General features: G+C 38.3%; 19 protein-coding genes. 14 read left to right on the top strand and 5 right to left on the bottom strand.

All coding sequences use genetic code 11. The annotated features are described in order from the left end of the window. The 4 genes from recF to dnaA all read right to left on the bottom strand — a co-directional run bounded on the left by recF (position 1) and on the right by dnaA (position 4,818). Positions 1-1,098: a DNA replication/repair protein RecF gene (recF, locus tag ACJMMI_RS06785; RefSeq protein WP_405354452.1), complete on the bottom strand. Its 1,098-nt coding sequence runs from the start codon at positions 1,096-1,098 to the stop codon at positions 1-3. An 18-nt stretch (positions 1,099-1,116) separates the two neighbouring features. Continuing rightward, positions 1,117-1,329: an RNA-binding S4 domain-containing protein gene (locus ACJMMI_RS06780; RefSeq protein ID WP_405354450.1), complete on the bottom strand. Its 213-nt coding sequence runs from the start codon at positions 1,327-1,329 to the stop codon at positions 1,117-1,119. Further along, complete coding sequence (dnaN, locus tag ACJMMI_RS06775) at positions 1,319-2,425, bottom strand: DNA polymerase III subunit beta (protein WP_405354448.1); 1,107 nt, start codon at positions 2,423-2,425, stop codon at positions 1,319-1,321. Before dnaN ends, ACJMMI_RS06780 begins: the two co-directional genes overlap by 11 nt. Positions 2,426-3,492: 1,067 nt before the next feature. Continuing rightward, entirely contained in the window at positions 3,493-4,818 is a 1,326-nt protein-coding gene (gene dnaA, locus ACJMMI_RS06770; protein WP_405354446.1) for a chromosomal replication initiator protein DnaA, read from the bottom strand. 513 nt (positions 4,819-5,331) lie between these two features. On the opposite strand from dnaA, the gene rpmH reads away from it, so the two are divergent. The 13 genes from rpmH to ACJMMI_RS06705 all read left to right on the top strand — a co-directional run bounded on the left by rpmH (position 5,332) and on the right by ACJMMI_RS06705 (position 17,642). Then, positions 5,332-5,466, top strand: a complete 135-nt coding sequence (rpmH, locus tag ACJMMI_RS06765; protein ID WP_117706614.1) for a 50S ribosomal protein L34 — start codon at positions 5,332-5,334, stop codon at positions 5,464-5,466. A gap of 241 nt (positions 5,467-5,707) precedes the next feature. Continuing rightward, positions 5,708-6,046: a ribonuclease P protein component gene (gene rnpA, locus ACJMMI_RS06760; RefSeq protein WP_405354445.1), complete on the top strand. Its 339-nt coding sequence runs from the start codon at positions 5,708-5,710 to the stop codon at positions 6,044-6,046. Between the two features lie 4 nt (positions 6,047-6,050). Further along, positions 6,051-6,290, top strand: coding sequence for a membrane protein insertion efficiency factor YidD (gene yidD / locus ACJMMI_RS06755; RefSeq protein WP_405354444.1), 240 nt, complete (start codon positions 6,051-6,053; stop codon positions 6,288-6,290). 8 nt (positions 6,291-6,298) lie between these two features. Continuing rightward, positions 6,299-7,291, top strand: coding sequence for a YidC/Oxa1 family membrane protein insertase (locus ACJMMI_RS06750; RefSeq protein WP_405354443.1), 993 nt, complete (start codon positions 6,299-6,301; stop codon positions 7,289-7,291). An 18-nt stretch (positions 7,292-7,309) separates the two neighbouring features. Continuing rightward, positions 7,310-8,095 (top strand): RNA-binding cell elongation regulator Jag/EloR, encoded by a 786-nt coding sequence (gene jag, locus ACJMMI_RS06745; protein WP_405354442.1) that lies wholly within the window; start codon positions 7,310-7,312, stop codon positions 8,093-8,095. Between the two features lie 622 nt (positions 8,096-8,717). Continuing rightward, positions 8,718-10,082 carry a tRNA uridine-5-carboxymethylaminomethyl(34) synthesis GTPase MnmE gene (mnmE, locus tag ACJMMI_RS06740; protein WP_405354441.1) on the top strand — a complete coding sequence of 455 codons (1,365 nt, stop codon included), beginning with the start codon at positions 8,718-8,720 and terminating at the stop codon, positions 10,080-10,082. A 656-nt stretch (positions 10,083-10,738) separates the two neighbouring features. Continuing rightward, the gene (mnmG, locus tag ACJMMI_RS06735) at positions 10,739-12,604 is read left to right on the top strand and encodes a tRNA uridine-5-carboxymethylaminomethyl(34) synthesis enzyme MnmG (RefSeq protein WP_405354440.1); all 1,866 of its coding nucleotides are present in this window, start codon (positions 10,739-10,741) and stop codon (positions 12,602-12,604) included. A gap of 12 nt (positions 12,605-12,616) precedes the next feature. Beyond that, positions 12,617-13,327: a 16S rRNA (guanine(527)-N(7))-methyltransferase RsmG gene (gene rsmG / locus ACJMMI_RS06730; protein WP_405354439.1), complete on the top strand. Its 711-nt coding sequence runs from the start codon at positions 12,617-12,619 to the stop codon at positions 13,325-13,327. Positions 13,328-13,329: 2 nt separating this feature from the next. Then, positions 13,330-14,103 carry a TatD family hydrolase gene (locus tag ACJMMI_RS06725; RefSeq protein ID WP_405354438.1) on the top strand — a complete coding sequence of 258 codons (774 nt, stop codon included), beginning with the start codon at positions 13,330-13,332 and terminating at the stop codon, positions 14,101-14,103. Positions 14,104-14,466: 363 nt separating this feature from the next. Then, positions 14,467-15,144, top strand: a complete 678-nt coding sequence (locus ACJMMI_RS06720) for a response regulator transcription factor (protein WP_370740683.1) — start codon at positions 14,467-14,469, stop codon at positions 15,142-15,144. Continuing rightward, positions 15,131-16,690 (top strand): sensor histidine kinase, encoded by a 1,560-nt coding sequence (locus ACJMMI_RS06715; protein ID WP_405354437.1) that lies wholly within the window; start codon positions 15,131-15,133, stop codon positions 16,688-16,690. The genes ACJMMI_RS06720 and ACJMMI_RS06715 overlap by 14 nt, the downstream gene beginning before the upstream one ends. Positions 16,691-16,716: 26 nt before the next feature. Continuing rightward, positions 16,717-17,175 (top strand): DUF3990 domain-containing protein, encoded by a 459-nt coding sequence (locus ACJMMI_RS06710; RefSeq protein WP_405354436.1) that lies wholly within the window; start codon positions 16,717-16,719, stop codon positions 17,173-17,175. After that, entirely contained in the window at positions 17,172-17,642 is a 471-nt protein-coding gene (locus tag ACJMMI_RS06705) for a hypothetical protein (RefSeq protein ID WP_405354435.1), read from the top strand. The genes ACJMMI_RS06710 and ACJMMI_RS06705 overlap by 4 nt, the downstream gene beginning before the upstream one ends. 101 nt (positions 17,643-17,743) lie before the next feature. Here ACJMMI_RS06705 and ACJMMI_RS06700 read toward each other — a convergent pair whose 3' ends face one another. Continuing rightward, positions 17,744-18,559 (bottom strand): AraC family transcriptional regulator, encoded by an 816-nt coding sequence (locus tag ACJMMI_RS06700; RefSeq protein WP_405354434.1) that lies wholly within the window; start codon positions 18,557-18,559, stop codon positions 17,744-17,746. Positions 18,560-18,718: 159 nt separating this feature from the next. On the opposite strand from ACJMMI_RS06700, the gene ACJMMI_RS06695 reads away from it, so the two are divergent. Further along, a complete protein-coding gene (locus ACJMMI_RS06695) occupies positions 18,719-19,558 on the top strand; it encodes a helix-turn-helix domain-containing protein (RefSeq protein ID WP_405354433.1) in 840 nt (279 codons plus the stop codon). Positions 19,559-20,134: the final 576 nt, after the last annotated feature.

The raw sequence follows: 20,134 nt of genomic DNA, 5'->3' as shown, positions 1-20,134 counted from the left end.
TCAGCTGACTACTCCGTTACACACATTAAAAATTTTGCCGTTTTTGAGCTGCTCTTTGTTTGACTGCTCACAGCAGGTTATAAAAACCTGACAATCGTCAAGCTTGTTCAGCAAAAAATCCTGTCTTTTGGAATCAAGCTCACTCATAACATCATCAAGCAAAATAATTGGCTTTTCGCCCATTCGCTCAGACAAAACTGCCGCCTCGGCAAGCTTCAACGACAAAACCGCACTTCTTTGCTGCCCTTGAGAAGCATAAAGTCTTGCATTTTTGCCATTAATGAGTATCTCAACATCATCTCGGTGAGCACCTTTGGTGGTACAACCGTTTCTTATATCATCTGCCTTAGATTGCTCAAAGCTTTCACATAATTTTTGGTGAATTTGCTCAATATTATCGCCATATTCTGCATTTGTAGTGGATAAATAGCGGATTTCAAGCTGTTCTTTGCCGCCCGAAATGCCAAAATGATATTCTGAAGCCCTTTTTTCGAGCATCTGGAGATACTCCATTCTCTTTTTTATGAGTATAGCACCATTTGAGAGCAGGGAATTGTCCCAGATCGAAAGAGTTTCTTCAAGCTCCGGATGCTTAAAAATATCCTTGAGCAGGGAATTTCTCTGATTCAAAGTTCGGTTGTACTTAGAAAGCACCACCGCATTCTTGAGTTTTTCTCTGCAAATTGCACTGTCAATAAATTTTCGCCTTTCGCTCGGCCCTCTTTTTATCAAATTCAGATGTTCGGGCGAAAAAACCACCGCACAATATTTCTCAATAAGTGCCGCAGCCGAATTTTTTGGTACGGAATTTATCTCAACCTGTTTTTTGTTGCCCTTGAATTTTATAGAAGCGGTCTGCTCTCTGTCTTGTCCAAAAAATCTGACCTCAAGATTTGCAAACGGCTTGCCAAATTTTATGAGTTCATTTTCTTTTGACCCTCTGAACGAGTGACCTCCGCAAAACATCCATAAAGCCTCAAGCAGATTGGTTTTTCCCTGTGCGTTGTCGCCGTAAATTACATTTACACCCTCGCATGGAGAAATAATTGCATCTTCAAGATTTCTGTAATTTTCAAATTTCAACGCAAGTACTTTCAAAAAATATCATTCCTTGGTTCAGACAACGGTAATTTTTTCTCCGTCAAACTCTGCAATGTCGCCTTTACGCATTTTTTTGCCACGCATTGTGCAAACCTCACCATTTACGGTGACATTTCCGTTCTGAATTATCATTTTTGCCATTCCGCCTGTGTCACAAAGTCCTGCAAGCTTGAGCAAATCCTGTAATTTTATAAATTCTGTGTCGATGCTGATTTTTTTATCCTTCATTTGAAAGCCTCATTGGAACTACAATGCTCAAAAAGCTGTCGCCCTTCACCGGTTTTATAACCATTGGCTTAATTGGACCGCTGAGAGCAAGTCTGATTTCATCGGTATCACAATTTTTGAGTGCGTCAAGCAGGTATTTGTTGTTAAAACCAATCTCAACTTTTTCACCCATGATTGAAACTGCAATACTGTCGTTAGCTCTGCCGACTGCCGATGCACAGGAAAGTTTGATTTCGTCATTATCAAAATTGCATCTGACAGGGCTTTGAATTCTGTCATTATTTAAAAGTGACATTCTTTCAACCGAGTTAATGATAACTCTGGTGTTTATAATAACCTCAGTTTTCACATCGGTAGGAATTGTGGTTTTGTAATCGATAAAATTACCCTCAATAAGTCTGGAAATTACTCTGTAATTGTCAACCTTGAAGGTGATGTGTCTTTGACCGATGATAATATCTACATTTTGCTCATCATCACCGAGAAGTTTAAGCACTTCAAGCTGGGTTTTTCCGGGAACAACAAATTTATTTTTGCTTTCGGAATCAACAATTTCACTTCTAATCGCCATTCTGTAGCCGTCAATAGCTACAATTCTGAAAAGTCCGTCTTCAATTTCAAAAAGTGAACCGGTATAAATCGGCTTTGCGTTGTTGTCTGACACAGCATAAACTGTTTGTCTGATCATTTCACGCAAAGTTTTTGCATTTACCGTAATCATATCGGTTTGCTCAAAGGTTGGAAGATCAGGATATTCGATTGATGACATACCTACAATCTGGTAATCAACATTACCGCAGGTTATGTAGGTCACCATTCTTTCGTCGGTTTCAATCATCACGATTTCTTCCGGTAATTTTCTGACAATATCAAGAAAGAGCTTTGCACTGACTACAATTTCGCCCTCTTCCTGAATAGTTACATCAATATCAGTTGTAATTCCGATTTCAAGATTATATCCGGAAATATTTAGTGAATTATCGTATGCTTTTATAAGCACACCCTCAAGAGCAGGAATTGTTGCCTTTGAGGAAACTGCTCTCGATACATTCGATACTGCATTTGCAAGATCTGTTCGCAAGCACGAAATTTTCAAGTGAAGCACTCCTTTAAGAATAGATAATTAATATTTTAGTAGTAGTAGTAGGGGGTGTTGAAATGTTAAAAAGTTGTAACTTTTTCGATGTTTACTAAAAAAAACCGTCCTCAAAAACTTTAACAAAACCTTAACAGCTTTTACACCGCCTGTTGATAAAGCAAAATCTTTCAACATCGGGTTAAAAATTGTTAGTGGAATGTTAAATAAAATGTTAAATTTCAGGGACTTCATTAGCATTAAAAAATTATGGTTAAGCAGAAAATTTATGCTAAATAATAAAAAATTTAGGTCGAGTCTTTTTAAAGGCTCGTGGGTTTGGGCAACGCCCATATAAGTTGTTTTTATTAAAAATTTTCAGACACAAACTGCAAAGCTGTTTGTGTGCTAATGCAAAAGTTTGTAACAAATAGGCGATAGCCTTTAAAAAAGACATCATTATTATTAAAAATGACAGATTTTTGTGTTGCTGTCGCAATTATAAGGCTTTCACCATTTTGTATAAGCCGCCAAACAGATTACTGTTTGGCTTTCGAAACTTTGCGTTAGCTATAGATTTTGTGGGCTTTGCCCACACCCACAACCTTTGAAAAAGGTTGACCAAATTTTTATGTCCGAGTAGAAAAAATAGGCAAAATTCAAAGCATTTATCTCTCGACCTAAATTTTACAGTATTTCTATACTATTATATATAGGTAAAAAAATTCGGACCAAAAGCTTTTGAAAAAGCCGGTTTTTATCGGCTTTTATTCTGCAAAAGCCAATGAAAACACGAAGAAGAAAAACTCTCTTTCATATATACCGAAAAAATGTCTGAAAATTAGCCTAATCAGAACATTTTTTCTGAAAATATTTTTTTAATATTTTTTAACATACTAAAAATGTTGAAATTATGAAAAGACCTCAACAGTAGTTGTTGAATAAGTACCTTTTCAAGTATTGCCAAAACAGCTTAAAGCTAAGCAAATAAGCCGAAAAATAAGTGTTTACAAATATTACAAAAGTGTAATGTTAATAATGTTAAAAGGTTAAAAATATGTAATAAAATATGTTGAAAAGCTGCTGTACTACCTGTCACGAATGTTCTTGATGGTGTCATCAACAATTTCCTTGATCTTACGGTCGTTCTGCATCATTTTCTTAACTTTTTTAACTGTATAAATAACTGTAGAATAATGTCTGCCGCCAAATTCTTCACCAATGTTTGCCATTGAAAGTGTGGTCAGCTCTCTGGAAATATAAATTGCAATGTGTCGAGCGTTGCTGATGTTTGCACTTCTGTTATTTTCAGAACGGATAGCCTCAGGAGTTACACCAAAAGTGCGGGCAACCTCCTCAATAATACGCTCCACAGTAACCTCAGGCGGAGTGTCATTATTAAGAATATCGGAAATGACCTCCTGAACAGAGGAAATAGTAATTTTTTCGTGACTTAAAAGGCTTTTTGCCTTTAATTTTTTAACAGTGCCCTCAAGCTGACGAATGTTAGCCTTGATTTTTGACGCAATGTATTCGCAGACATCTGCTGAAATGTCGAGATCTAAAAGCTCGGCTTTTCTTTTGATGATAGCAATTCTTGTTTCAATATCCGGCGGCTGAACATCGGCAATAATGTCGGACTCAAATCTTGAACGCAGACGATCGTCAAGTGTCTTGATTTCCTTAGGCGGTCTATCAGAAGCAAGAACAATTTGCTTGTGAGCATTAAAAAGAGTATCGAAAGTATGGAAAAATTCCTCCTGAGTACTCTCTTTGCCGCCGATAAACTGCACATCGTCAACGAGCAAAATGTCGGTTTGTCTGTACTTTTTTCTGAATTCACTCATTTTGCCCATACCAAGGGATTCAATGAGTTCGTTTGTAAAATCATCGCCCTTGATGTAGCAAATATTTTTTTCAGGTGAATTTTTCTTGATTTCATTTGCAATAGCATAGAGCAAATGAGTTTTGCCAAGACCGGAATTGCCGTACAAAAACAGAGGATTGTAGGCGTTTGCCGGATTTGTGGCAACTGCAAGGCAGGCGGCATGAGCAAATTTGTTTGACGCACCGACAATGAAAGTATCAAAAGTATATTCATAGCTGATGTCGTTGATTTCTGCATTTGCAACGGCCTGCTGTTCTTCTTTAGCCTTTATTTCGTCAGGAATTTTCATTTCAATAATAAAAACCTGACCGAAAATTGCCTCAAAAGCTTCATTTAGCAGGGAAAGATAACAGCGAGATATAGTCTGACGATGAAAATCGTTAGGCACTAAAATTACAGCCTTATTCTTGTCAAAATCGAGATCAATAGGCTCAATTCTGCTGATCCAGGTGTTGTAAGCAACATCTGTAATTTTAGTTTTACAATAATCGCAAATAATTCCCCACGCTTCTTCAAAAGATTCCATATACGACTTCCCTTCCATATAAATACGGCAATATCGCCATATTACCCCATAGTAAATCTATTCTATTATATTATAGAACACTTCCTAAAAAAAATCAATCTTTTTTATTGCAATAAGGAAAATTACCTTTTGCAGTGCTTTAATTGCCTGACAGTGGGATTTTTATTGAAATTTTGACTTTGAAGTCTATTGAAAAAAACTGTGTTATAAGCTGATTTGTGCCAAAAAGAGAACACCTGCATATTTTATAATTTTCTAAAATTTTTTAAAGCTTAGCAAAATAAAATTTTGACTGAGCTTTTTACAGCTGAAATTTTATATACTATATATACATTATTATGTAAATCGTTATAATGCTTAAATTCCTTACATGAAAATTACATCAGATTTTACTTTGAAATTCTGCCCGACATACAAAAAAATAAAAAACTTTTTAATTTTTGTTGACTATAAAGAAAAATTAAGATATAATGCTATATTGCAAGGTTATATATTGAAGGGAGGGTTTTCAGTATGTTGAGAACTTATCAGCCAAAGAAGCTCCACAGAAAGAAGGAGCACGGCTTCAGAAAGAGAATGGCAACAGCCAACGGTAGAAAAGTATTGGCTAGAAGAAGAGCTAAAGGTAGAAAAAGGTTGTCTTACTAATTAGGATTCGCTTGTTAAATCACGCAATTTCTTTGCACAGCTTGCCTGTTTTTGCCGGTTTGTTCAAAAATTCTCGCTTTGCTTTGGCATTTTTGCGGTTTCTTTGTTCATTCTGTCAGAAATTCGGCTTTGCTTTTTGTGCAAATGATTTAATCGGTGTTTCCTTAAAGAACAGACCACTTTTATACAGTGGTCTTTCTTTATTGTTTGCGGCTTTTACTTTGCTTAGGTGGTTTTAATTTTGAGTGACTTCATCACTTTAAAGGACAATAGGGATTTTTCCAGACTTTACAGAAAGGGAAAATCCTTTGTAAGTCCTGTACTGGTAACTTATGTTATAAAAAATAAATCCGATAACCTGCGTTTTGGAATAACTACGGGCAAAAAAGTCGGAAAAGCGGTAAAACGCACCCGTGCAAGGCGTGTGATTCGTGCCGCATATTATCAGCTTTACAATGATTTAAAACCCGGCTACGACTTTGTGTTTGTGGCAAGGACAAGGACTCCTTTTGTAAAATCACAAAAGGTATATGACACTATGAAAAAGCATATGGAGTCTGCGGGTGTTTTGAAAAAGTAATGTTATGAAAAGAATTTTAATTCTGCTGATAAAATTTTATAAAGCTGCAATCTCTCCGCATCTGCCAAAAAGCTGCAAGTATGAGCCTACCTGTTCGCAATATGGGCTTGAGGCTATTGAACGCTTTGGTGCACTAAAGGGCACTGCTCTTACAATATGGCGGATATTGCGATGCAATCCTTTTTCAAAGGGCGGATATGATCCTGTTCCCGAAAAATCGGACAAGCCAAGAAAAATTAAGTGAGGTAGCTTATGGCAAATATATTTGGATTTTTTGGAAGTATCCTCGGCTATGTTCTTTGGGCTGCTTTCTACTTTCTAAAGGATTTCGGTCTTTCAATAGTTGTATTTACTATTGTAATCAGACTTATTTTGTTCCCATTTACTGTCAAGCAACAAAAATCTATGGCAGGCACAATGAGACTGCAAAGAAAACAAAAGGAGCTTCAGGAAAAATACGCTAACAACAAGGTTAAGCTCCAGGAGGAAATGAACAAGCTTTACGAAAAAGAGGGCGTAAAGCCAATGGGCGGTTGCCTTACAATGATTGTTCCTTTGCTTGTAATGCTCGGTATTTTCTATGCCGTTGCATATCCTCTTACAAACACACTTCATCTTAACTCGGACACCGTAAACAGTGCGGTTGCTTATATGAACACAATTCCGGGTTACACAATTTCTACAAATGCTACTTATCAGCAAATCGAGCTTATCAGGGTGTTCCCAAGCATTATGAATACCGAAACTATTCAGGGCTTGTTCTCAGCTGCGGACTGCCAGCAGATAATCGATTTTGCAAACGGATTTAATATGATGGGAATCAACCTTCTCACAATTCCAAAGGATATGGGTATTTTCTCATGGTACTCACTCATTCCTGTCCTTTGTTTTGTATCATATGTTGGTTCTCAGTTAGTAATGCAGAGAATCAATAAAGCTCAGATGGCTCAGCAGCAGGGTTGCCTAAAGGTAATGCTCTACATAATGCCTCTGTTTACAGCTTATATCGCATATACTGTGCCGGCTGCGGTTGGTTTTTACTGGATTTGTTCATCTGTAATTGCGTTTATCCAGTCACTCGTAATTGCAAAGTTCTTTACTCCGGTAAGCTTTACAGCTAAAGAGGAAGCTCGCCACATTGCTCTTATGGAGCTTAACGAAGCGAAAGTTCCTTATGTTTACTCACCTGTTGAACAGCAGATTGGCTCTAAGGCTAACAGCAACGGCAAAAAGAAAAAGAAGTAATTGAAATAGGTGAATACTATGATTAGAGAAGCAATCGGCGTTGGCGAAACTGAAGTTCTCGCCCTTGAAGACGCAAAAAGACAGCTCGGCATTGATGAGTCCGAGGTTGTTGAGTTTGAAGTTATTCAGCGTGCCGAAAAGAAAAAGTTCGGTCTTTTTGGTGGTGCACCTGCTAAGGTAAAGGTTACACTCAAGGCAGGCCCTGCTGAAACAGCTGAGGAATTTCTTACAAATGTACTTAAAAATATGAAGCTTGAGTCAGTTTCCGTAAATAAAAAGGAAATTGAAAACGGCGTTGAATTTGACCTTGAGGGCGAAGATGTTGGATTTGTAATCGGCAGAAGGGGAGAAACTCTTGACGCATTGCAGTACCTCACAAGTCTTGTGGCAAACCACGCAGACAGCTCATACTTTAAGGTTACAGTAAACACAGGCGACTACAGAGAAAAGAGAGAAAAGACTCTTGAAATTCTCGGCAGAAAGCTTGCGTTCAAGGCAATCAAGACAGGCAGAAAGACAAGTCTTGAGCCAATGAATCCATATGAAAGAAGAATTATTCACACTTCTGTACAGAAGGTGAACGGTGCAATTTCATGGAGTGAGGGTGAAAACGCAAACCGTCATGTTGTAATCGGACCTGATCCAAAGTTTAAGAGATACCCAAGAAACAATTCAGGCTACAACAGAGGCAGAGGCGGCAGACGCCCATACAACAACAACTCTGTTAAAAACGAGGTAAATCCCGACAGAAAGCCCCTTAATGAAGGAAGCCTTGACGGACTTTACGGCAGAATTGATAAATAATGATTTTTTATAAAAGGGGGCATTTTTTGCTCCCTTTTGTTTTTTTATTTTAACTTGAATAATTGTAAATTAGGGTTTAGCAACGGTCGTGAAATTTTTGATTAAATTATTACGGAATTTATACCCGAAAATAAAAATTTGGTCAACCTTTTTCAAAGGTTGTGGGTGTGGGCAAAGCCAACAATACTTTAAACTAAAACAAAGCTTTGATAGCCAAACAGCCTGCTGTTTGGCGGCTTGAACACTATGGCGAAAGCTTTTATGCGACAGCAACACAAAACAGAAAAGATATTCTTTCTCAATTATAATCATTTCTTATTAAAAGGCTGTCGCCCGTTTTGTCAAACCTTGCTTTAGCACACAAACAGCGTTGCTGTTTGTGCCTGAAAATTTGCAATAAACACAACTTTTCTTGGGCTTTGCCCAAACCCACGAGCCTTTAAAAAGGCTCGACCTAAATTTTTTGTTCGAGTAGAAATCATATGCAAATTTTAAACCTTTTAATTCCCGACCATTACTAAGTTATTGTAGGGAACAAGAAATTTACTTTTTGGCAAACTATCTTCTCGTAATAAAAACCATAATTTACAATTATTTAAACCATTTTAAAGAGAGTGATTTTATGTCTGACACTATTGCTGCTATCAGCACCGCACAGGGTGAGGGCGGTATTTCTGTTATCCGCATTTCGGGTGATTCCGCTTTTACTATTTGCGATAAAATTTTTAAAGGTATAAATAACAAAAGGCTTGCAGATATGAAGGGCTATACCGCAGCTTTTGGCAAGGTTATTTCTGACGGTGAAGAAATTGACGAGGCAGTTGCCCTTGTTTATCGTGCTCCTTTAAGCTATACCGGCGAAAATGTTGTAGAACTTTCCTGCCACGGCGGTATCTACATCACAAAGCTTGTACTCAGAGCCGTTCTTGATGCCGGTGCAATTCCTGCTCAGGCAGGCGAATTTACCAAGCGAGCATTTTTAAACGGAAAAATTGACCTTTCTGAAGCAGAAGCAGTAATAGACCTTATTTCCGCCAAGTCACGCTCTGCCGCAAGAGCCGCACTTTGTGTAAAGGACGGTGCAATTCGCAACAAAATTGACGAAGTAAAAAATCTTCTTCTTTCCACCGCCGCACACCTTTCAGCCTGGGCGGATTATCCCGAAGAGGATATTGCCGAGGTGACAGACGAACAGCTTTATGATTCTTTCAATGTCAGCATTGCTATTCTTGACGGACTTATTTCAAGCTATGACAGCGGACAGGCAGTAAAGCAGGGAATAGACACAGTAATTGCCGGCAGACCGAATGTTGGAAAAAGCACACTTATGAATTTGCTTTCGGGTTGTGAGCGTAGCATTGTAACTGACATTCCCGGCACAACAAGAGATATTATTGAGGACACCGTAATTATCGGTGATGTTATTTTAAGACTCAGCGACACCGCAGGACTCAGAACAACCGATGACAAGGTAGAGAAAATCGGCGTTGACAGGGCAAAGCACAGATTAAAGCAATGCGGATTGTTGCTTGCAGTATTTGACTACAACCGTAGCCTTGATGATGACGATAGGGAACTTATCGACTCCGCAAGCGAAGTACCTTGCATTGCAATAATCAACAAAACCGACCTTGACAAACAGCTCGACACAGACTACATTGAGAGCAAGATTAAAAATGTAGTTTATATTTCTGCCAAGAGTGGAGAGGGCAGAGAAAAGCTGATTAAAGCGGTTGAGAACATAGCAGGAATGGAGAATTTTAACCCGAGCGAGGGCGTACTTTCCAATGAAAGGCAGAGGCAGGCTGTGCTTAATGCCTTGAATTCTGTAAAAGATGCGAAAAATGCCCTTGAAATCGGACTCACCTATGACGCAATTACAGTCAGCATTGAGGAGGCAATTACAAGCTTGCTTGAGCTGACGGGTGAGAGAACAAGTGATGAGGTTGTAGACAGAGTTTTCCATAACTTTTGCGTTGGAAAATAAATTTATAGGTTCTTTTTCAATAGTTGGGGAAAATTGTGGTTTTTATTACGGGAAGATAGCTTGCAAAATAATAATTTTCTTGTTCCCGACAATAACTTAGTAATAGTCGGGAGTTAAAAGTATTGAAATTGTCTATGCTTTCTTCTCGGATAAAAAATTTAGGTCGAGCCTTTTTAAAGGCTCGTGGGTTTGGGCAAAGCCCAAGAAAAGTTGTTTTCATCGCAATTTGTAAGTCACAAACAGCAACGCTGTTTGTGTGCTAAAGCCAAATTTGATAAAACAGGCGACAGCCTTTTAATAAGAAATAATTTATAAATAGAAAAAATATTTTTTCTGTTTTGTGTTTCTGACGCAATTATAAGGCTTTCGCTGTTGTGTTCAAGTCACCAAACAGCAAGCTGTTTGGCTATCAGAATTTATTGTTAGCAAAAAGTTTTGTGGGCTTTGCCCACACCCACAACCTTTGAAAAAAGGTTGACCAAATTTTTATTTTCGAGTATAAAGTCTGTAATAATTCAAACAAAATTTCCCGACCATTGCTAAACCATAATTTATCAATATTACCCCAACATTTAAAACAAAACCAATTTATAAAAAGTTTGACCTAAATTTTTACTTATTTTAGAAATAATTTTACCCTTAAAGGAATGAAGTATATGAAATATTTTGCAGGAGATTATGATGTAGCAGTTATCGGTGCAGGTCATGCCGGCATTGAGGCGGCACTTGCGGCTGCCCGACTTGGCTGTAAAACTGCCGTTTTCACAATTAATATGGACGCAGTCGGCAACTGCCCTTGCAATCCGTCAATCGGCGGTACTGCCAAAGGTCACCTTGTGCGTGAAATTGACGCTCTCGGCGGTGAGATGGGTAAGACCGCTGACGAATGTTTTTTACAATCCCGTATGCTCAACCGAGGCAAAGGCCCTGCCGTTCACTCGCTCAGAGCACAGATTGACCGCCGAAAATACTCAACTGTAATGAAACACAAGCTTGAGTTACAAGAAAATCTTGAGTTAAGACAGGCTGAAATTGTAGAAATTGAAAAGACCGAGGACGGCTACGACCTTACCACAAGAATGTTGGCGGTTTTCCATTGCAAAACTGTTGTCATTGCCACAGGCACATACCTCGGCGGCAGAATTTTCGTTGGAGAAGTTTCCTACGATAGCGGCCCTGACGGAATTTTTCCGGCGTCATTTTTGGGTGCAAGCCTTAAAAAACTCGGCTTGCCTTTAAGAAGATTTAAAACCGGCACACCGGCTCGTGTTCTCAGAAATTCCATTGACTATTCCGAACTTGAGGTACAAAAGGGTGACGAGCCGCCACAGCCATTTTCATACGAAACCGAGAATTTGGGCGACAACAAGGTTGACTGCTACATAAGCTGGACGAATGACGAAACCAAGCAGATTATTCTTGACAACATTCACCGTTCACCGCTTTACGCAGGTAAAATTGAGGGTGTTGGCCCTCGTTACTGCCCAAGCTTTGAAGACAAGATTATGCGTTTTAAGGACAAGCCAAGGCATCAGCTTTTTATTGAGCCTTGCGGACTTGACACCGAAGAAATGTACCTACAGGGTATGAGCTCATCTCTGCCTGAGGAGGTTCAGCTTAAATTTTACCACACTATAAAAGGCCTTGAAAACTGCATTATTATGCGACCTGCATATGCGATTGAGTACGACTGCGTTGACCCGACCGCTATGCTTGCCACCCTTGAATTTAAGGATTTTCCTAATCTTTTTGGTGCAGGTCAGTTTAACGGCAGTTCGGGTTACGAAGAGGCGGCCGCACAGGGACTTGTTGCCGGTGTGAATGCCGCATTAAAGGTTCTCGGAAAATCACCGCTCATTCTTGACCGAGCAAGCTCATACATCGGCACTCTTGTAGATGACCTTGTAACAAAGGGTGCAAACGAGCCGTACAGAATGATGACTTCAAGAAGTGAGTACCGTCTTATTCTCCGTCAGGACAACGCAGACGAAAGACTTACTCCTATCGGACACGAAATCGGACTTATCAGCGATGAAAGATACGAAAGGTTTTTGCACAAGCAGGAGCTTAAAAAGCAGGAAATCAAGCGTCTTAAAACCACAGTTATTTCACCGACCGATGAGGTAAACAAAATTTTAACAGAGCATGGTACAAGTGAAATTACCACAGGTGTACATCTTCTTGACCTTATCAAAAGACCGCAGCTTGACTACAAGGCACTTGAAAGCATAGACACAGGCAGACCGCAGCTTGACCCGAATATTTTTGAGCAGGTAGAGGTTGAAATCAAGTACGAGGGCTACATTGCCAAACAGCTAAAGCAGGTTGAGCAGATGAGAAGGCTTGAAAACCGCCATTTGCCTGAAAATTTTGATTACCGCACAATCAAAGGTCTGCGACTTGAAGCACAGGAAAAGCTTAATAAAATTAAGCCTTTGAGCATTGGTCAGGCGTCAAGAATTTCGGGAGTTTCGCCTGCCGACATCAGCGTTTTGCTCATCTGGCTTGCTCAGAACAAATAAGCGGAGGAATTTATGATTAAGGATTTACTCCAAAATTTTATAAAAGATTATAAAATCACACTCACAGAAAATCAGTACGAGCAGTTTCAAAAATATTTTGAACTGCTTGTTGAGTGGAACGAAAAAATGAATCTCACCGCAATCACAGACGAAAGCGGTGTGGCACTCAAACACTTTGCCGACAGCCTGTCACTTCTTAATTTTGTGGATATTCCGCAGAACAGCAGTCTTGCTGATGTCGGCACAGGTGCAGGCTTTCCGGGTGTTGTCTTGAAAATTGCAAGACCCGACATAAAGCTTACCCTTATTGACAGCCTCAACAAAAGACTTGTATTTTTAAACGAGGTTTGCACACAGCTTGGTATTGATGCCGAGCTTATTCACAGTCGAGCAGAGGACGGTGCAAGGGACGAAAAACTGAGAGAAGGTTTTGATTTTGTAGCGTCACGAGCAGTTGCGAGAATGAATGTTTTAAGCGAATATTGCCTGCCGTATGTTAAGGTGGGCGGTGCTTTTTGTGCTATGAAGGGTGCAATGGCAAACGATGAATTTAAAGAAGCAATGAACGCAATCAACACCCTCGGCGGTAAGCTTGAAGAAAAATATTTCTTTGAATTACCGGAAAACGGCGGAGAAAGGGCGATTGCGGTAGTAAGAAAAGTGAAAAACACTCCGTCAAAATATCCCCGTCAGTCGGGAAAAATTAAGGCAAAGGCTTTGTAATTATGGAAAATAATTTTTACAATATTTTTGATTCACACGCTCATTATGATGATAAATGGTTTGATGAGGACAGGGAAGAACTGCTTTCCTCTATGCCTCAAAACGGTGTTTGCGGTGTGGTGAACAATGCTGTCGATTTAAAAACTGCGGAAATTTGTATTGATTTTTGCGAAAAATACGATTTTATGTACGGTGCGGTTGGTTTCCATCCTGAAAATCTTGAGAATATTCCGAATGATTACCTCGACCGACTTGCAAGTCTTTTACAGCATAAAAAAATTGTTGCGGTGGGCGAAACCGGACTTGACTATCACTGGGATATTCCAAAGGAATTGCAGAATAGGATATTTGAGGAGCAAATAAAGCTTTCGCTTGACCTTGATATGCCGATTATTGTGCATGACAGAGAGGCTCATGGCGACACACTCGATTATCTGAGAAAATACAAGCCAAAGGCACTTGTGCATTGCTTTTCGGGCAGTGTTGAGATGATGCGTGAGGTTATGCGTTACGGCGGTTATATCAGTCTTGGCGGAGTAGTCACATTTAAAAATGCAAGACACAGCGTTGAGGTGGCAAAGGAAGTGCCGATTGACAGACTTTTACTTGAAACCGACTGCCCGTATATGTCGCCGGTGCCGTTTCGTGGCAAAAGGTGCGACAGCACAATGATAAAATACACCGCTGTTAAAATTGCGGAGTTAAGAAATATGGGTGTGCAGGAACTTTTGAATATTACAGCCGAAAATGCAAAGAATTTTTACGAAATAGATTAACGAAATTTTTAGGCAGAAATTAGATGTCAGTGCATAGATTATAAAAGTTTGTTCAACCTTTTCAAAGGTTGTGGGTGTGGGCAAAGCCCACAATACTTTTAGCTAACGCAAAATTTTGACAGCAAAACAGCTTGCTGTTTTGCGGCTTTGAGATAAGGCGTAAGCATTTATGCGAAAGCAACAAGAAAAGCCATTTATAATTAGTCAATAAATTCTTTTTAAAGGCTTGACCTAAATTTTATTATAATATTGAACTCAAAAATCAACTGATTTTTATTAATTTTAAAAATAACATCAAAAAATTGTCACATTGAAAAGTTAGGATATTCATATATAATGAGGGATACGAAAGGATGTGCTGTTATGAGCAAGTTGCTTGTTGTTGATGATGAATACAGAATCAGACAGATTATAAAAAAATATGCTGAATTTGAGGGTTATGAGGTAGAAGAAGCTGTTGACGGTATGCAGGCTATTGAGCTTTGCAGGCGACAGGACTTTGATCTTATTATTATGGATGTTATGATGCCTGAGCTTGACGGATTTTCTGCTTGCAAGGAAATCAGAAAATTCAAATCCACCCCAATTATTATGCTTTCCGCAAGGGGCGAAGAATACGATAAAATTCACGGCTTTGAAATTGGTAGTGACGATTATGTTGTTAAGCCGTTCTCGCCAAAAGAGCTTATGATGCGTGTAAACGCTGTAATCAAGAGAAGCGGAAAGGCAAACAGCGAGCCTGAAAAAGATATTTTTACATATAAGGGCTTGAGTGTGGATTTTTCTGCAAGAATTGTTACTATTGACGGTGAAAGAGTAGAGATGACTCCAAAGGAATACGAGTTGTTTTTCTATATGGTTAAGAACAAGGGCATTGCCCTCACCCGTGAAAAGTTAATCAGCGAGGTATGGGGCTATGACTTCTTTGGTGACGAGCGTACTCTTGACACTCACATTAAACTGCTGAGAAAAAGCCTGAAAGAGTACAGCAAGTGCATTGTTACTCTGCGAGGAGTTGGCTACAGATTTGAAACACTTTAAAAATATAGATTTAACCGAACTTAAAAATCGCAAAATGCCGTTGCATTTTACTTTGTTGTGCTATTTTTTGCTTTTTGGTTTTATAATTCTTATTGTATTGTGGGTATTTCAGTCGTTTTTTCTTGAATCCTTTTATACCTCAACCAAGAAAAGGTCGGTAGAAAAAAGTGCAAAAATTATAGCCGAGTCGCTTGAAAATAACACAAATCCCCTTGCCACTATTGAAAATGTGGCGTCATACAATTCACTTTCCGTGCAGGTGTATGACACGAGTACGGCATTTTTTCAGAAACGCTATGAATGTAACTATGCCTCACCGTCCGTATCGGTAAATATTGAGGCTCACAAGGTGTATTCGTATTATTCTTCCGCCTTAAATCACAACGGAAGCTGTCTTGATATTAAGGGTGAGGATGAGAGAAAAGAAGGTTTTTTTGAAGAATACGAAAAAAATACTTCCACAAACGATACCGCAAATAAATTTAATTGGCAGAAAAAATATAGTAATTCTGCCAAGATTATGACCTACGGAAAAATTCTTTCCCTTGAGGACGGCACAGAGTGCTTTGTGTTGGTTTCCTCGGTAATCACTCCGATTAACAATACCATTGAGATTATCAAGGATCAGATTTTTGTAATCTCTATAGTATTTTTCGTGCTTGCGGTGGCAATTTCGCTTTACGCAAGCCAAAGAATTGCAAAGCCGATTTCGCTCACAACCAAGAGGGCAAAGGAGCTTGCAAAGAAAAATTACGATGTAGAATTTGACGCAAACGGCTATCTTGAAGTAAGCGAGCTTAATGATACCCTGAATTTTGCAAAAAAAGAACTTGCCGCAAATGAAAGACTGCAAAGAGAGCTTATTGCGAATATTTCTCACGATTTACGCACACCTCTGACTATGATTACAGGCTATGGAGAGGTTATGCGTGACCTGCCGGGTGAAAATACTCCTGAAAATATTCAGATTATCATTGACGAGGCAACCAGACTTTCAAGCCTTGTAAATGATTTGCTCGACCTTTCCAAGCTGCAGTCCGGTACTATGGAAATTCAGAAGTCGGTTTTCTGCATTACCGACAGCTTCGAGGCTATTTTTGCAAGATATGCTAAGCTTAAAGAGCAGGACGGCTACAACATTTATCTTGAAAAATGCAAGGAAAGAGTGTATGTAAATGCCGATGAACTCAAGATTTCTCAGGTAATTTACAACCTTGTGAACAATGCTATCAACTATGCCGGCGAGGATAAAACGGTAATTGTTACTCAGCAGATAATTGATAAAAAGGTTAGAATAAATGTTACCGACCACGGCGAGGGTATTCCTGCCGACAAGCTTGAGTATATTTGGGACAGATACTATAAGGTCGATAAGGAGCACAAACGCAGTATTATCGGCACAGGTCTTGGACTTTCAATCGTAAAATCAATTCTCAACTCCCACAACGCAAGATGCGGTGTGTCAAGCACCCTCGGTAAAGGCAGTACTTTCTGGTTCGAGCTTGACGCAGTAAGAATAGTTGAGAATAAAGATGATAGCGAGTAAATTTAAGAATAGGAGGCATAAATATTTTGAAAAATATACTTTATCACGGAAGTAATGTTGTTGTTCAAATGCCGAAAATTCTTATTAATGGACATTACAAAGATTTTGGCTACGGTTTTTACTGCACAGAATTTGAAAAACAAGCTATAAGATGGGCCCTTACAAGAAAAGGAAATTCAATTTTAAATAAATATAGTTATGCTAAAAATACTGATTTAAAAATTCTGTCTTTTTCAGATATGACAGAGGAATGGCTAAAATTTGTAGTTGATTGCAGACGAGGTATTGAGCATAATTATGATATAGTTGAAGGTCCTATGGCTGATGACCAGATATGGGATTATGTTGAAGAATACACATCGGGAAATATCAGTAAAGACGCCTTTTGGGAATTGGTAAAGTTCAAATATCCCACGCATCAGATTGTTTTTTGTACTGAAAATGCTCTGAAAACTCTGCACTTTGAAAGTAGTGAGAATTTATGACGAATATTTATTTCCCAGATGAAAAAATTCAAAAAAATGACCTCTATTTTATTTGCTATATGATTGAGCGTGTGTCAAGAAAACTTCACCAAAAAAATAGCTATGTGGTAAATAAGATTGGAAAATCAAATTTAGAGCATCTTATCAGCGTAGCTAATGTGTTGCATTGCGAAAATCCACTCGATGTTGAAGATGATTGGATAGAAAATTATTCGCTTGAAGGCGGTGATTTTGATATTTCAGATGTAGATTACAGCTTGGTGGATAAAATTCCAACCGCTATACAAATAGGAAGAGTGTACCAAAGACTTATTTCTGATACAGCTTTGCCTGATGAAAGCGAAGTTGACGGAATTATCAGAGTGTATAACAATCCTATTTGTGAGGTTATTGACAATTATAATTGCAGTGCTTATTATGAGCCTTCTTATGTAATTGCCAGAGCATATCAAAATGGTGGATTTTAAAAGATTTTTGCTTTGTAAATAGTCCTAAACAAAGTTGTTTACACTAAAATAATGTTTAAAAACAACAAAAACCACATCTTTGCGAAAGATGTGGTTTATTGTTATATATTACTCTGCTGGCTGTCTTTAAAGTATTGTCTGTATTGGCTTGGGGTGAGGTTCTTTTTCTTTTTGAAAAGTCTTGAAAAATACATCTGGTCGGCAAAGCCTGACTCGGTGGCAACATCTTTGATTGAAAGATTGGAGCTTGCAAGAAGTGAGCCGGCTCTTGAAATTCGCAATTTATTAATATAATCGTGCACAGAAACACCCATTTCAGCCTTAAATAGCTTGTAAAGGTATGATCTGTCGAGTTTTAGATAGTTTGAAACATCTGTTGCGGTAAAATCTGAATTTCTGTAATTAAGCTCAATATACTTAGTTGCCGAGAGAACATAGCGGTTATATTCCTCTTTTGTAGCCGGAAAATATTCAATATAATATGATAATAAATTGCATAATTTTGCGTTTATTCTCGCGTTCTGATAAATCTCACCTTTTCCGTCCACAGTAATATTGAACAATTTTTCAGGGTCGGGCAAGTCTATTTTCTGAGTGACGGAAAGACCCGATGTGAACGCTGTATGTGAAATTAACCACATATATTCAACACCTGTGAAGCATACAAACAAAATCTCACATTCCTCGTCACCACACTCAAAACTGCACTCCGAACTTGGCCTTACAAATATGCTCTGATGCTCGGAAACATTGTATTTGATTTTGTCAACCCACACAATGCCATTGCCCCTCATAATATAGTACATTACTGGAGTTTTTTGAGTTAGAATATGAGTGCTGTATTTTTTTGAAAAAATACATTTGCCATTTGAAATGTTATTTACACTTTGAATATTGTATTTATTATATTTATCCATAATTTCCCCATTATGCTACAGTATTTAACAATGTTACAACATTTGTCTATAATTAAAAAACAAATATCTATATCAATTATTAACAAAGATGTTTATAATAATTACATAATACAACAAAATTTTGTTAATTGCAACATCTGATTGCGGAGGATGTAGATTATGAACTATAAATATGAAATCGTAAATTATGACAAAAATATTCCTGCAAAAATTTTGTACTGTGATTTATCATCTGAAACCCACAAAACTGAACTCCATTGGCATCGTGAGCCTGAGATTGTTTATGTGTTAGACGGTCTTGGCGAATGTTCTCACAACGGTGAGATTATTGATTTGCCGAAGGGCGAGTGTATGATTTTTAACAGTGAAGATGTTCATCTTGTCCGCCCAAAAATGGGACATCACGCAAATATGATTATTGTTCAACTTTCATTTGAGTATATGCGTATGTTCTGCAAGACTATTGACAGCGTTATTTTCGATTTTCATGACAGACCTGAGCAAAAGGAACACCTTTGCGAAACTCTCCGCCAGATTGCAAGCATTGACATTGACCACGATGAATACGGTGTTTTAAAGCAGATTTCAGGTGTAAATTTCTTGTATTATACCTTGCTTAAATACTGTACATCACTTAAAAGAAGTGCAAATTCATTTATTATTCCAAAGCGTGATTTCTCTTATGCTAAGACAGCTATTGCTTATATTAACGAGAACTTTAAGCAGGAAATTCCGCTTAATGAGATTTCAAGTGTGGTAAATCTTTCGCCTTCTTATTTTTCAAAGTATTTTAAGAGCGTTACTCAGGTAAGCTTTTCCGAATATCTTGCAAATCTTCGTTTGGAAAATGCTTTGCAGGATATGCTCACAAAAAATTCTACTGTAACAGTTGCCGCAGTTGAAAACGGTTTTGCAAATGTAAAGTCATTCATTACACAGTGCAAAAAGGTTTATGGCTACACACCTGCTCAGTACAAAAAACATCTGCTTAACAGATGATTTAATTTGATTACAAGTTTTTTCTTTATTATACCCAAAAAAGGACAGCCGCTGTTGTAAAAGACAGCGGTTGTTCTTTTTGATAGTTTTGGAAATAAATTATGGTTTAGCGGAAAGTTTTGGATAAATATTGTAAAATTTAGGTCGAGCCTTTTTAAAGGCTCGTGGGTTTGGGCAACGCCCAAGAAAAGCTGTTTTCATTGTAAATTTTCAGGCACAAACAGCAACGCTGTTTGTGTGCTAAAGCAAAGTTTGACAAAACAGGCGACAGCTTTTAAAAAGTATCATTTTTAATAAAAAAGAATGTCTTTTTGTTTTGCTGTCGCAATATAAGGCTTTTGCCATTGCGTTCAAGTCGCCAAACAGCAAGCTGTTTGGCTATCAAAACTTTGCATTAGCTAAAAACTTTGTGGGCTTTGCCCACACCCACAACCTTTGAAAAAGGTTGACCAAACTTTTATGTTCGAGTAGAAAGCGTATGCAATTATAAATGCTAAACTGAAAATGCACAAAATCGCCAACTCAAAATGTACAATTTTGGCAGATCACTCCTGAGGAGAGTATACTTTCCTCAGG

The sequence above is a fragment of the Ruminococcus sp. genome (assembly GCF_045129435.1).
Taxonomy (GTDB): Bacteria; Bacillota; Clostridia; order Oscillospirales; family Acutalibacteraceae; genus Ruminococcoides.
This window is presented reverse-complemented; position numbering and strand designations above follow the sequence as displayed.

Coding starts and splice junctions, on each gene's coding strand:
- dnaA (WP_405354446.1), bottom strand. CDS start 4,818: ATGGAATCTTTTGAAGAAGCGTGGGGAATTATTTGCGATTATTGTAAA.
- ACJMMI_RS06750 (WP_405354443.1), top strand. CDS start 6,299: ATGGCAAATATATTTGGATTTTTTGGAAGTATCCTCGGCTATGTTCTT.
- ACJMMI_RS06700 (WP_405354434.1), bottom strand. CDS start 18,559: ATGGATAAATATAATAAATACAATATTCAAAGTGTAAATAACATTTCA.
- ACJMMI_RS06705 (WP_405354435.1), top strand. CDS start 17,172: ATGACGAATATTTATTTCCCAGATGAAAAAATTCAAAAAAATGACCTC.
- ACJMMI_RS06780 (WP_405354450.1), bottom strand. CDS start 1,329: ATGAAGGATAAAAAAATCAGCATCGACACAGAATTTATAAAATTACAG.
- mnmE (WP_405354441.1), top strand. CDS start 8,718: ATGTCTGACACTATTGCTGCTATCAGCACCGCACAGGGTGAGGGCGGT.
- ACJMMI_RS06720 (WP_370740683.1), top strand. CDS start 14,467: ATGAGCAAGTTGCTTGTTGTTGATGATGAATACAGAATCAGACAGATT.
- jag (WP_405354442.1), top strand. CDS start 7,310: ATGATTAGAGAAGCAATCGGCGTTGGCGAAACTGAAGTTCTCGCCCTT.
- ACJMMI_RS06725 (WP_405354438.1), top strand. CDS start 13,330: ATGGAAAATAATTTTTACAATATTTTTGATTCACACGCTCATTATGAT.
- rsmG (WP_405354439.1), top strand. CDS start 12,617: ATGATTAAGGATTTACTCCAAAATTTTATAAAAGATTATAAAATCACA.
- yidD (WP_405354444.1), top strand. CDS start 6,051: ATGAAAAGAATTTTAATTCTGCTGATAAAATTTTATAAAGCTGCAATC.
- mnmG (WP_405354440.1), top strand. CDS start 10,739: ATGAAATATTTTGCAGGAGATTATGATGTAGCAGTTATCGGTGCAGGT.
- rpmH (WP_117706614.1), top strand. CDS start 5,332: ATGTTGAGAACTTATCAGCCAAAGAAGCTCCACAGAAAGAAGGAGCAC.
- ACJMMI_RS06695 (WP_405354433.1), top strand. CDS start 18,719: ATGAACTATAAATATGAAATCGTAAATTATGACAAAAATATTCCTGCA.